The organism is Sphingobium sp. FW305-3-2-15-F-TSA7 (genome assembly GCF_058787155.1).
On record NZ_JBYSZM010000022.1, the window covers coordinates 109,908 to 121,146 of the forward strand.

At 65.1% G+C, this 11,239-nt stretch carries 10 protein-coding genes, 1 pseudogene and 1 riboswitch; of the genes and pseudogenes, 2 read left to right on the forward strand and 9 right to left on the reverse strand.

Annotated features, from left to right (window positions below):
• Positions 1 to 71: 71 nt before the first annotated feature.
• Positions 72 to 512, forward strand: coding sequence for a hypothetical protein (locus tag AC3WN8_RS17950; RefSeq protein ID WP_492670833.1), 441 nt, complete (start codon positions 72 to 74; stop codon positions 510 to 512).
• 8 nt (positions 513 to 520) lie between these two features.
• Here the strand turns inward: AC3WN8_RS17950 and AC3WN8_RS17955 are convergent, their stop codons facing one another.
• From AC3WN8_RS17955 to AC3WN8_RS17995, 9 genes are all read right to left on the reverse strand, one after another.
• Positions 521 to 1,003, reverse strand: coding sequence for a RidA family protein (locus tag AC3WN8_RS17955; protein WP_492670834.1), 483 nt, complete (start codon positions 1,001 to 1,003; stop codon positions 521 to 523).
• A gap of 50 nt (positions 1,004 to 1,053) precedes the next feature.
• Positions 1,054 to 2,913 carry a phosphomethylpyrimidine synthase ThiC gene (thiC, locus tag AC3WN8_RS17960; RefSeq protein WP_492670835.1) on the reverse strand — a complete coding sequence of 620 codons (1,860 nt, stop codon included), beginning with the start codon at positions 2,911 to 2,913 and terminating at the stop codon, positions 1,054 to 1,056.
• Between the two features lie 34 nt (positions 2,914 to 2,947).
• Positions 2,948 to 3,058: riboswitch (TPP riboswitch) on the reverse strand.
• 148 nt (positions 3,059 to 3,206) lie between these two features.
• Positions 3,207 to 5,288: a S46 family peptidase gene (locus AC3WN8_RS17965; protein ID WP_492670836.1), complete on the reverse strand. Its 2,082-nt coding sequence runs from the start codon at positions 5,286 to 5,288 to the stop codon at positions 3,207 to 3,209.
• A gap of 145 nt (positions 5,289 to 5,433) precedes the next feature.
• Complete coding sequence (gene rpoN, locus AC3WN8_RS17970; protein ID WP_492670837.1) at positions 5,434 to 6,987, reverse strand: RNA polymerase factor sigma-54; 1,554 nt, start codon at positions 6,985 to 6,987, stop codon at positions 5,434 to 5,436.
• Between the two features lie 16 nt (positions 6,988 to 7,003).
• Positions 7,004 to 7,783 carry an LPS export ABC transporter ATP-binding protein gene (gene lptB, locus AC3WN8_RS17975; RefSeq protein WP_492670838.1) on the reverse strand — a complete coding sequence of 260 codons (780 nt, stop codon included), beginning with the start codon at positions 7,781 to 7,783 and terminating at the stop codon, positions 7,004 to 7,006.
• Between the two features lie 374 nt (positions 7,784 to 8,157).
• Positions 8,158 to 8,715 carry an LptA/OstA family protein gene (locus tag AC3WN8_RS17980; protein ID WP_492670839.1) on the reverse strand — a complete coding sequence of 186 codons (558 nt, stop codon included), beginning with the start codon at positions 8,713 to 8,715 and terminating at the stop codon, positions 8,158 to 8,160.
• A gap of 10 nt (positions 8,716 to 8,725) precedes the next feature.
• Complete coding sequence (gene lptC, locus AC3WN8_RS17985; RefSeq protein WP_492670840.1) at positions 8,726 to 9,364, reverse strand: LPS export ABC transporter periplasmic protein LptC; 639 nt, start codon at positions 9,362 to 9,364, stop codon at positions 8,726 to 8,728.
• The gene (locus AC3WN8_RS17990) at positions 9,357 to 9,974 is read right to left on the reverse strand and encodes a ribonuclease D (protein ID WP_492670841.1); all 618 of its coding nucleotides are present in this window, start codon (positions 9,972 to 9,974) and stop codon (positions 9,357 to 9,359) included. Before AC3WN8_RS17990 ends, lptC begins: the two co-directional genes overlap by 8 nt.
• Positions 9,975 to 10,005: 31 nt before the next feature.
• Positions 10,006 to 10,824 carry a TerC family protein gene (locus tag AC3WN8_RS17995; RefSeq protein WP_492670842.1) on the reverse strand — a complete coding sequence of 273 codons (819 nt, stop codon included), beginning with the start codon at positions 10,822 to 10,824 and terminating at the stop codon, positions 10,006 to 10,008.
• A gap of 209 nt (positions 10,825 to 11,033) precedes the next feature.
• On the opposite strand from AC3WN8_RS17995, the pseudogene AC3WN8_RS18000 reads away from it, so the two are divergent.
• Positions 11,034 to 11,239 (forward strand): annotated as a pseudogene (locus AC3WN8_RS18000) (cold-shock protein); the annotation flags it as partial.

The window sequence follows — 11,239 nt, forward strand, 5'->3', positions numbered from 1 at the left end:
AAGCGCCCCCCTGCGTGCGTCGGCATGCGTTCCGTGCTATGACGGGCGCCTGTCTGGGAGGGGGAAAGACCATGACGGAGGGACAATCGACGGCACGGCCCTGGCATCTCTGGGTCGTGGGCGTGCTCAGCCTGCTTTGGAATTGCGGCGGCATCATCGACTATATGATGAGCAAGACACGCAATGCGGACTATCTCGCCAGCTTCACGCCCGAACAGATCGCCTGGTTCGACAGCTTCCCGATCTGGATGAACATCGCCTGGGCGCTCGGCGTCTGGGGCGCGCTTGCCGGATCGATCCTGCTGCTGTTGCGCAGCCGCTGGGCGGTCCATGCCTTTACGGTGTCGCTGGCAGGGCTGGTGATCGGGACGATCTATCAGTTCGGTGTGTCGGACATGCCTGAAAGCCTGAAGACACCGGGCAACTGGGCGTTCACCGCGGCGCTGTGGGCCGTGTCGATCCTGCTGCTCTATTATGCGACGCGGATGCGGGCGGGCGGCGCGTTAAGATAGCATGGCTTTCATCGGCGGGATGCCGGGGCGGGACGAGTCTTTGCCACGACCTTGATCTCGACCAGGCCGGCATCCGGCACCAGCCGGTCGACGTCGATCGCGCTCCAGGCCGGGAAGGGCGCCTTGACATAGCGGTCCTTCACGACGCGGAAGCCCTCGATATGTGCGGGAACATCGGTGTGGTAAGTGGTCATCTCCACCACATCGTCCCAGCTCGAATTGGCGCGTTCGAGGATGCCGCCGATTGCACGAAAAGCTCTGTCATAGGCAGCGGCGGGATCGGTCTCGCCCGGAGCCAGGCGCGCAACCACGCCCGACAGATAGACGGTATCGCCATGCACGACGGCTTCGGAGAAACCCCAATGCTCCAGCACCGCGCGGGTGGAAGCATCCTCGGGCATCAGCACATGTGCAGGGTCGCGCTTGGCCGATGAAGGTGCGGCAGCGATCAGGCCGATAACCGTCGCTGCAGCGATTGTCGCGTATCTCATGATCCCGCTCCCCGGGTGGCCATGCATCGGCCGCCCGGGGAAGAATAGGATCAGGTCGCCGGCAGGTAAATCTCCCCGCCCTGTTCTTTGAACTTCTCGCTCATCTCGGCCATGCCCGCTTCGGCGTCGGCCTCCGCGATCGGCGTCGCGGCGATGAAGTCTTCCGCACCCGTATTCTGCTTCGCCGCGAAGTCGCGCACTTCCTGCGTGATCTTCATCGAGCAGAATTTGGGACCGCACATCGAACAGAAATGCGCGGTCTTGGCGCCTTCGGCGGGCAGCGTCTGATCGTGATATTGTTCGGCCGTGTCGGGATCGAGCGACAGGTTGAACTGGTCGCGCCAACGGAATTCGAAGCGTGCGCGGCTCAGCGCATCGTCGCGCAATTTGGCGGCGGGATGCCCCTTGGCGAGATCGGCGGCGTGGGCGGCGAGCTTGTAGGTGACCACACCAACCTTGACGTCGTCGCGGTCGGGCAGGCCCAGATGCTCTTTGGGCGTAACATAGCAGAGCATCGCCGTGCCGAACCAGCCGATCATCGCCGCGCCGATCGCGCTGGTGATATGATCGTAGCCGGGTGCGATATCGGTGGTGAGCGGCCCGAGCGTGTAGAAGGGGGCCTCACCGCACGCCTCGAGCTGCTTGTCCATATTGGCCTTGATCTTGTGCATCGGCACATGGCCGGGGCCTTCGATCATCACCTGGATGTCGTGCTTCCACGCGACCTGGGTCAGCTCACCCAGCGTTGCGAGCTCGCTGAACTGCGCTTCGTCGTTGGCGTCGGCGATGCTGCCGGGGCGCAGGCCGTCACCCAGCGAGAAGGCGACGTCATAGGCCTTCATGATCTCGCAAATCTCTTCGAACCGCTCGTAGAGGAAGCTCTCGCGGTGATGGCTGAGGCACCATTTCGCCATGATCGATCCGCCGCGGCTGACGATGCCGGTGACACGCTTCGCGGTCATCGGGATATAGGGCAGGCGCACGCCGGCATGGATGGTGAAATAATCGACGCCCTGCTCGGCCTGTTCGATCAGCGTGTCGCGGAAAATCTCCCAGGTCAGGTCCTCGGCGATGCCGCCGACCTTTTCCAGTGCCTGGTAGATCGGCACCGTGCCGATCGGCACCGGCGAGTTGCGCAGGATCCATTCGCGCGTGTCGTGGATGTTGCGGCCGGTCGACAGGTCCATCACCGTGTCCGCGCCCCAGCGGATCGACCAGACCATCTTGTCGACTTCCGCCGCCACGTCCGATGCGACCGCGCTGTTGCCGATATTGGCGTTGATCTTGACGAGGAAATTGCGGCCGATCGCCATCGGCTCGGATTCGGGATGGTTGATGTTCGACGGGATGATCGCGCGGCCGCGGGCGACTTCGTCGCGGACGAATTCCGGCGTCACGAAATCGGGGATCGACGCACCGAAATCATTGCCGTCGCGGATATGATCCTTGAGCTGGGCGCGGCCCATATTCTCGCGGATCGCGACATATTCCATCTCGGGGGTGATGATGCCTTTGCGCGCATAATGCATCTGGCTGACATTGGCGCCGGGGCTGGCGCGCAGCACCTTGCGGCGGACATTGGGAAAGGGCTGGACGCCGCCCGAACGGTCGGGCCCGGACATGCCGTTATCCTCGGGCTTCACTTCGCGCTGGAGCACTTCCTCGACATCGCCGCGGCCGCGGATCCAGTCGCGGCGCAGTTCGGGCAGGCCCGCCATGATGTCGATATTGGCCTTGGAATCGGTATAGGGGCCCGAACAGTCATAGACGCGCAGCGGCGGCTCGCCCGAGCTGGGCTCCAGATCGATCTCGCGCATCGCGACGCCCAGCGGGCCGACATGGATCTTGCGGCTGCCGCGGATCGGACCGGTGGTCACCTTCAGCTCGGTACGGGCGGGAATGTCGGCCATGTCTCTCTTCTCCAATTGGGGAAAGAGAGCGGAGGTTGAGGCCGCGCTCCCTCCCTACGCCGGTGTCAGCCGGATCAGGTTCGGCGGGTCGCGTCCGGTTCAGACGCCTCTCAACCCTGTGCGCAGGGTCCCCCGGGGATGTGATGACTCTTAGACGGAATGTCGCGCACGCGAAAGCACGAATGCGGCCGCCGCAAAGCACGACCGCAAGCGGCCCGGAGCGACGTGACGTCACGCCGTCGATATCGTTCGATCGATTGATATCCAACGGATATCGAACGAGACGGGAACGCCTATCCGCCGTTCAGTTCCTTGAGCAGCTGGTCGGCATCATAGACCGTCCTCAGTGCCTCGGTGATCGCCGCGCTCGAGACGATGACGGTGCGGTTGAGCGCCGGATCATAGCCATAGCTGCCGCCGATCGAATGGATATTGCCGTCGAACGCCGCGCCGATCACCGATCCGTCGCGCGCGATCACCGGCGATCCCGAATTGCCGCCGATGATGTCGTTGGTCGTGACGAAATCATAGACGGTCCCCTTGGCGATCCGGCTTTGCGCCGCCAGCCATTTGGGCGCGGCTTCGAACGGGTCGGCGCCGGTCGCGCGATCGTAGAGGCCGCCGATATAGGTGAAGGGCGGCACGGCGGTGCCGCGATAGGTCCAGCCCTTCACGCGGCCATAGGAGATGCGTAGCGAGAAGGTCGCGTCGGGATAGACGCTGTCGCCATAGGCCGCGAAGCGCGCGGTCGCGAGCCTGGTTTGCGCGGCGGTGATCGGGCCGCCGACCTCGCGGTCGTAACGGCGCGCCAATGTGCGGCCGCGCTCGTCGTTGACCAGGAAGAAGCGGATCAGCGGATCGTCCGACGCGCGGATCGCGGCGATGCCTCCGTCGAACAGCCGCTTGCGGACCCTGGGGTCGGCCAGCCTGCTGCCCGCCACCAGCCGCTCGGCCAGCGCCTCGGGCGATTCCTTGCCCAGCACGCGTTTCACGTCGGGATTGTCGACGGTCAGGATCTCGCGCGTCTTGGACAGCCAGAAGGACAGAGTCAGTCTTTCGAGCCAGGGATAGACCGGCCGTTCGTCGGTCAGTTCCTTTTCCAGCAGCGGCAGGCGCGAAGTGGAATAGCCGGGCAGCCGCTCGGCATCGGGCTTTTCGCGCTCGGTCGCCGCGCGGACCAGCATCTCCGCATAGCCATAGAGTGTGGAGCCATAGCCCGCATTGGCTTCGAGCAGGTAATAATCGGCATAGAAGTCGCGATAGGCGGCATCGGCCTTTGCCACGCTTGCCCAGGGATCGCCGATCTGGCGCCTGAGCTTTGCGTCCTTTGCGACCGCGGCGCGCAACCGCGCCTCATTGGCCGCCAGCGTGCCCGAAAAACCGGGATCGCGCAGCGCCTGCGACTGGCCGACATAGACTTTGTAGCTGTTCTCGATGCCGAACAATGTGTCCGCGCCGGTGCGAGTGCGTTCCTTGTCGCCCTCCATCGCCGCGATCAATCGGCCGCGATATTCGGACATCAGCGGCACGGTCAGCGGGAAGATCACGTCGCGGCGCAGCGCGAACTGATCCTGGGTGAAGAGCCGCTGGGTGCTGCCGGGGTTGCCGACGACGAAGGTCGCATCCCCTTCCTTCGGTGCCGCGGGATTCCAGCGCAGGTGGCTGTCCGCCGCGACCGGCCGGCCATTTTCGTAGAGCCGGAGGAAACCGACATCGAGCGCATAGCGCGGGAAATTGAAATTGTCGGGATCGCCGCCGAAGAACGCCGCCTTGAATTCGGGCGCGAAGACCAGCCGGACATCGCTATATTTGCGATAGCGGTAGAGCTTGTACTGGCCGCCGCCATAGAGCTTGATCACCTGGCAGCGCTGGGTGGCGCCATCGGTGCAGGTCTCGCTCTCGATTCGCGCGATCGCCGCGGTCTCGGCACGGACCAGTGCCTCGCCGGTCGCGCCGCCGATCGCGGTCTTCAGCCGGGGCGTCACATCGGTGATCGCTGTGACGATCTCGGCCTGCTGGCCCGGGCATTTGCGTTCGTCCTCACGGCCACGCGCGGTGAAGCCCGCCTGGACATAGTCGGTCCTGTCGGTCGACAGGTCCTGGACGCAGGCGATGACGCAATGATGGTTGGTCAGCACCAGCCCCTGCGGCGACACCACCGATGCCGAGCAACCGCCCGTCAGCCGCACCGCCGATGCGCGGACCGTATCGAGCCAGGCCTTGTCGGGCGCCCAGCCCAGATCCTTGCGCACTTTGGCGGTGGGAAAGGCGTCGAAGGTCCACATGCCTTCCTCGGCCGATGCGGGGATGGCGGACAGGGCTAGTCCCGCGATGCCGAAGGCGGCACCGCAGAGCATTGTCTGGCGAATTGTCATGGAAAGGCCTTCTCGGAAATATCGATATGGTGAGAGTGAAGCACAGCGGCACAACGGTTGGAAAGCGCTGTCGATCCGTTTCGGGAACGATCGCAGGGTGAATTGTCCGAACGCCACAAACGGCGCTTGTTGCAGCTGGTGCCCTTTAGGCTGCCTTGCCCTGCAACGCCTTTTGCCGGCGCCGCTGCACCGAGCTGCCGATGCCCATCGCTTCGCGATATTTCGCCACCGTACGGCGTGCGATGTCGAAGCCCTTGGCGCGCAGCAGGTCGACCAGAGTGTCGTCGGACAGGATCTTGGCCGGATCCTCCGCGACGATCAGCGCCTTGATATGGCTCTTCACCGCTTCGGCCGACACCGCATCGCCGCCATCGGACGACTGGATCGCGCTGGTGAAGAAATATTTGAGCTCGAACATGCCGCGCGCGCAGCTCAGATATTTGTTGCTGGTGACGCGGCTGACCGTCGATTCATGCATGCCGATCGCGTCGGCGACCATGCGCAGCGTCAGCGGCTTGAGATGCGCGACGCCATGGGTGAAGAAATCATGCTGCTGCTTCACCAGTTCGCTTGCGACCTTCAATATGGTGCGCTGGCGCTGGTCGAGCGCCTTGACCAGCCAATTGGCGCTGGCGAGGCATTCGGACAGCCAGGCCTTTGATCCCTTGTCCTGCCGCCCCCCCGACAATTCGGCATAATAGCGGCGGTTGACCAGCAGCCGCGGCAGCGTCGCGCCGTTGATCTCGACCGCCCAGCCGGTGCCGCGCTGCGCGACGAAGATGTCGGGCGCCACCGCCTGGATGCGTTCCCCGCCGAAGCGCAGGCCGGGCTTGGGATCATAGCCCCTGAGTTCGCGGATCATGTCCGCCATATCCTCGTCGTCGACCCCGCACATGCGCTGGAGCTGTGCGATGCGGCCCGACGCCAGCATGTCGAGATTGGCGATCAGCCTTTCCATGCACGGGTCGTAACGGTCGGCCTCCTTCGCCTGGAGCGCCAGGCATTCGGACAGGCTGCGGGCGCCGACGCCGGTGGGGTCGAAGGTCTGGATGACCGACAACACGCGCTCGACATGGTGGAGCGCGATGCCGAGCCGCTGCGCGACATCGAGCGGGCTTGCGGTCAGATAGCCGGCCTCGTCGATCAGATCGATGAGATGCGTCGCGATGAAATAATCCTGGCCCGACAGGCAGGCGCCCGCCTGGGTCAGCAGATAATCGACGAGCGATGGGTCGCCAGCCGCCATCGCCTCGAAATCGGGGCCATCCTCGCCGAAGCCCGCACCGCTCGCGCCGGTCATGCCCAGCCCGCCGTCGAGGCCGCTGTCCGACGCGCTGTCATGATGGAAGGTTTCGGCGCCGTAATCGACGTCGAGCGGCGCGTCGGCCGCGGCGTCGCCCGCCTCGATCAGCCGGTCGGCGGTGACGGGCTCGAAATCGTCGGAACCGCCGCCATCGCCGCCGTCATAATCGCTGCCGTCATAATCGCCGCCGTCGTCGGATGGCGAGGGTTCGGGTGCTGCACGTTCGTCATCGCCGCCCGGCGTGCTTTCGAGCAGCGGGTTCTTGTCGATCTCTTCGGCGATGAAGGTCTCGATCTCCAGATTCGACAGCGCCAGCAGGCGGATGGCCTGCTGAAGCTGCGGCGTCATGACCAGAGACTGGCTCTGGCGAAGGTCGAGGCGGGGGCCGAGCGCCATGGCTAGTCGCGGCGCCTCACAGCGCGAAGCCCTCGCCGAGATAGAGCCGCCGGACATTCTCGTCGGCGACCAGCGCCTCGGGCGATCCCGCAAAGAGCACGCGGCCGTCATAGATGATGCAGGCGCGATCGACGATGTCGAGCGTCTCGCGGACATTATGGTCGGTGATGAGCACGCCGATGTCGCGGCTCTTCAGATCCTTCACCAGATCGCGGATATCGGCGATCGAGATCGGATCGATGCCCGCGAACGGCTCGTCGAGCAGCATGATCGACGGGGTCGCCGCCAGCGCGCGCGCGATCTCGCAGCGCCGCCGCTCGCCCCCCGACAAGGCCATGGCGGGCGCGTCGCGCAGCCGGGCGAGACCGAATTCGTCGAGCAGCTGTTCGAGCCGCCCGCCGCGCGCAGACTTGTCGGGCTCGGCGAGCTCGAGCACCGCCATGATGTTCTGCGAGACGGTGAGGCCGCGGAAAATCGAGGTTTCCTGCGGAAGATAACCCAGACCCAGGATCGCGCGGCGATACATAGGCAGGCCGGTGATGTCGTCGCCGTCGAGCAGGATGCGGCCGCTGTCGGGCTTCACCAGCCCCATGATCGAATAGAAGCAGGTCGTCTTGCCGGCGCCGTTGGGGCCGAGCAATCCGACGACTTCGCCGCGCGCGACCGAAAGCGACACGTCGGACAGGACGCTGCGCTTGTCATAGGCCTTGGCGATCGAGACGACCGCCAGCCCGTTGGTGACCGCACGTGCGGCCTCCGCGGTCATCGGCGCTTCCATCGTCACTGCGTCGTCCATGCCCGTTCCTTCCGGCAACCCCAGAACCTGATCCGCTTCAATGCGCGCGGAGAGTTACCAAGATGCGACGCCCTCGCCAATTGGCAAGATTCATGCATGCAAGAAATTCGTCGCATGGCAAAGCCGCATTGGCGAACCCTGCAGGCCGCGCGCGCAATCGACACGACCAGAGCCGCTATCTGACACCTTGAACTTGTTCGGCGCTTATCCCGCAGAGCCAGGGGCACTTCATCGTCATGCTGAACTCGTTTCAGCATCCATGCCGCAACCCGCACCATCGCTCCCGTTTGAGCATGGACCCTGAAACAAGTTCAGGGTGATGATATGGGGCACCTTCGTCGAAATGGGATGACCGCCGTCGCAGCGCGATCGGATCAGTTCGTCTTGCGTTCCGGCACGGTGAAGCGGCCGGTCACGCGTCCGCCGGCGCCGCTCGTCACATTGCCGCCGCCGCCCACCGCGCTGCCGTCGATCACCGATCGGCCGCTGGTAAGGTCGATGACCAGCCGGCCGCCATTGACGCGATTGGCGCCCTGTTCCAGCGTGACGCCGCCGACCATGGTGATCAGCCGGCGATTGAGGTCGTAGATCGCGACGCTGCCGCGCGCGGTTTCGGTCGCGGTGCGCACCACCACGCCGCCCGATGCGTCGAGCCGCTGGATGTTGACCCCGCCGCTACCGCCACCGCCGCCGCTATTGGCATAAGCGACGGTCAATCGCGCCGCATCGAGCGTCATCCCGCCCTGGCGGACGCGGACATTGCCCGAAAAGACCGCGCGATCGGACCGGTCCTGTACCTCGATCCGGTCGGCTTCGACGTCGACGGGGCCGCTGGCATTGTGATTGCGCAGCGCCTGGCCGAGCGCCGGCGCGCCGATCGTCGCGGCTGCGATTCCGCTGCCGGTCAACGCCGCAAGGATCATGGTGCGCATGGTCTTCATCCTATTTCACCCCTCCCTGCACGATCCGCATCCGCACGCGGCCGTCGAGCGTGACGGTGCGGCTTGGCAGATCGGCGCGCAACTGGCCGGCCTCGAAGGTGCCGAGCCGCATCTTGCCCTGCACCGGCCCGGTGCTCGTCACTTTCCGGCTCTTCAGATCGACCGCGACGTTCGATGTTTCAAGCTGATATCCGTCCGCCGCCGCGAAATGGACGGGACCGTCGACGGCCACCGTCTCGCGGTTCATGTCGTAGCGGCCCTGATCGGCGTTGAAGGTGGCGGGGCCGTCGGGCAGCCGGATCGATGCCGACAGGCGCGACAGGTTGACCACCGGGTCGCGCGACGTCTTCTGCACCGCGGATCCCGCGGTCAACGTGAAGGGCTGGCCCTTGCTGTCCTCGCCGCGATAGGTGGCCTGGGTCACGCGCATCCGTTCCTTGGCGATCTCCACCTTGTCCTTGGCGAGGACGAAGCTGATGTCGCCGCGCACCGCGAGCGGCGCGATCGCGAGAAAGGCGGCGAGCACGCCGATCGCGCTCGGCAGCAGCCAGCCGAGAAAGCCGATCAGCCGATCATGCGATCCGCCGGGCGCCGCCCAGATCTGGCGTTGCCCGCGGAAGCGATCGGCGCGTTCAGACATGTGCGAAGATGTCGATCTCGGGCCAGCCCTCGAGATCGAGCGCGGCCCGGTGCGGCAGGAAGTCGAAACAGGCCTGGGCGAGCGCGGTGCGGCCCTCGCGGGCGAGGCGGATGTCGAGTTCCGTCCTCAGCCGGTGCAGGTAGCGCACGTCGGATGCGGCGTAATCGCGCTGTGCGTCGTTGAGCTCGGGGCCGCCCCAGTCGGAGCTTTGCTGCTGCTTGGAGATGTCGGTCTGGAGGATCTCCTTGACCAGCTCCTTGAGCCCGTGGCGGTCGGTATAGGTGCGGACCAGCCGCGACGCGGTCTTGGTGCAATAGACCGGCGCAGCGACGACGCCCAGATAATGCTGGATCGCGGCGAGGTCGAAGCGCGCGAAATGATAGAGTTTGATCCGTGTCGGATCGGCGAGCACCGCGCGCAGATTGGGCGCGGCATAGTCGCTGCCCGGCGCGAAGCGGACGAGATGCTCGTCGCCGCCGCCGTCGGAGATCTGGAGCAGGCACAGCCGGTCGCGCGGGGTGATGAGGCCCATGGTCTCGGTATCGACCGCGACGGGGCCGGGGGCCAGCACGTCGGCGGGCAGATCTTCTTCGTGGAAATGCACAGTCATGGCGCGGCCTTACGCGTTTCCACGCGGCGGCTCAATCGATCCTTGGCGATGAGTCTTCGGCCGCGTGCCCGGCCTTGCGCGCCTGGGCGCGGCGTGAGACGATGTTGAGCGTCTCGACCAGCGCGGAGAAGGCCATCGCGGCATAGATATAGCCCTTGGGCACATGGACGCCGAAGCCGTCGGCGATCAGCACCGCGCCGATCATCAGCAGGAAGCCGAGCGCCAGCATCACCACGGTCGGGTTGCGGTTGATGAACTCCGCCAGCGGGTCCGCCGCGATCAGCATCACGCCGACCGCCACGATCACCGCGACATACATGATCTGGACATGCTCGGTCATGCCGACCGCGGTCAGGATCGAATCGATCGAGAACACCATGTCGAGCAGCAGGATCTGGACGATCGCGGAGGTGAAGGTGAGCTGCGCGACCTGTTTCTTGTCGAGCACGCCATGGTCCGATGGCACCGGATCGATCGAATGATGGATCTCCTTGGTCGCTTTCCACAGCAGGAACAGCCCGCCGGCGATCAGGATCAGGTCGCGCCACGAGAAATTGGTCTCGAACGCGGGTTCGCCATGTGCTCCGACCGGCCCGACCAGGCCCAGATCGAACACCGGCGCGGTCAGCCCGACGATCCAGGCGATCATCGAAAGCAGCGCCAGGCGCATGATCAGCGCCAGTGCGATACCGATTCGCCGCGCCTTTTGCCGCGTTTCCTGCGGCAGCTTGTTCGACAGGATCGAAATGAAGATCAGGTTGTCGATGCCGAGCACCACTTCCATGACGATCAGAGTCACGAGAGCGGCCCAGGCGGCCGGATCGGCGAGAAGTGCTGCGATTTCGGTCATAGGACGGAGCCATCGCACGGCCCGCGCGGTCGCGGCAAGGGCCCTTCGCGCCGCTATCACATTGGCAAGAGGAAATATGTCGCGGCGTTGTGTTTTTTGCTTTATGACGAATCATGGCGTGTCATTTTTTCGCGCCCAGATTTCTGTGTCCGTCGCCCGGCGCCGAGCTTCTGATTGGATTGGGGCGAACCGGGAAAGACCAACAGGGCATGAGTTTCGATAGAGGACGCCGCGGCGAGCGCGGCGGTCGTGGCAGGGACAAGCGCGACGGTTTCGGCGACGAAAGCTTCGGCGGCTACGAGGATCGTGGTCGTTTCGGCGGCGGCGGCGATCGCTTCGGCGGCGGTGGTGGCGGCGGCTTCGTCGGCGGTGACCGTTTCGGCGGTGGCGGCGGCGGCGGTGATCGCTTCGGTGG

Coding starts and splice junctions, on each gene's coding strand:
- AC3WN8_RS17950 (WP_492670833.1), top strand. CDS start 72: ATGACGGAGGGACAATCGACGGCACGGCCCTGGCATCTCTGGGTCGTG.
- AC3WN8_RS17955 (WP_492670834.1), bottom strand. CDS start 1,003: ATGAGATACGCGACAATCGCTGCAGCGACGGTTATCGGCCTGATCGCT.
- thiC (WP_492670835.1), bottom strand. CDS start 2,913: ATGGCCGACATTCCCGCCCGTACCGAGCTGAAGGTGACCACCGGTCCG.
- AC3WN8_RS17965 (WP_492670836.1), bottom strand. CDS start 5,288: ATGACAATTCGCCAGACAATGCTCTGCGGTGCCGCCTTCGGCATCGCG.
- rpoN (WP_492670837.1), bottom strand. CDS start 6,987: ATGGCGCTCGGCCCCCGCCTCGACCTTCGCCAGAGCCAGTCTCTGGTC.
- lptB (WP_492670838.1), bottom strand. CDS start 7,783: ATGGACGACGCAGTGACGATGGAAGCGCCGATGACCGCGGAGGCCGCA.
- AC3WN8_RS17980 (WP_492670839.1), bottom strand. CDS start 8,715: ATGCGCACCATGATCCTTGCGGCGTTGACCGGCAGCGGAATCGCAGCC.
- lptC (WP_492670840.1), bottom strand. CDS start 9,364: ATGTCTGAACGCGCCGATCGCTTCCGCGGGCAACGCCAGATCTGGGCG.
- AC3WN8_RS17990 (WP_492670841.1), bottom strand. CDS start 9,974: ATGACTGTGCATTTCCACGAAGAAGATCTGCCCGCCGACGTGCTGGCC.
- AC3WN8_RS17995 (WP_492670842.1), bottom strand. CDS start 10,824: ATGACCGAAATCGCAGCACTTCTCGCCGATCCGGCCGCCTGGGCCGCT.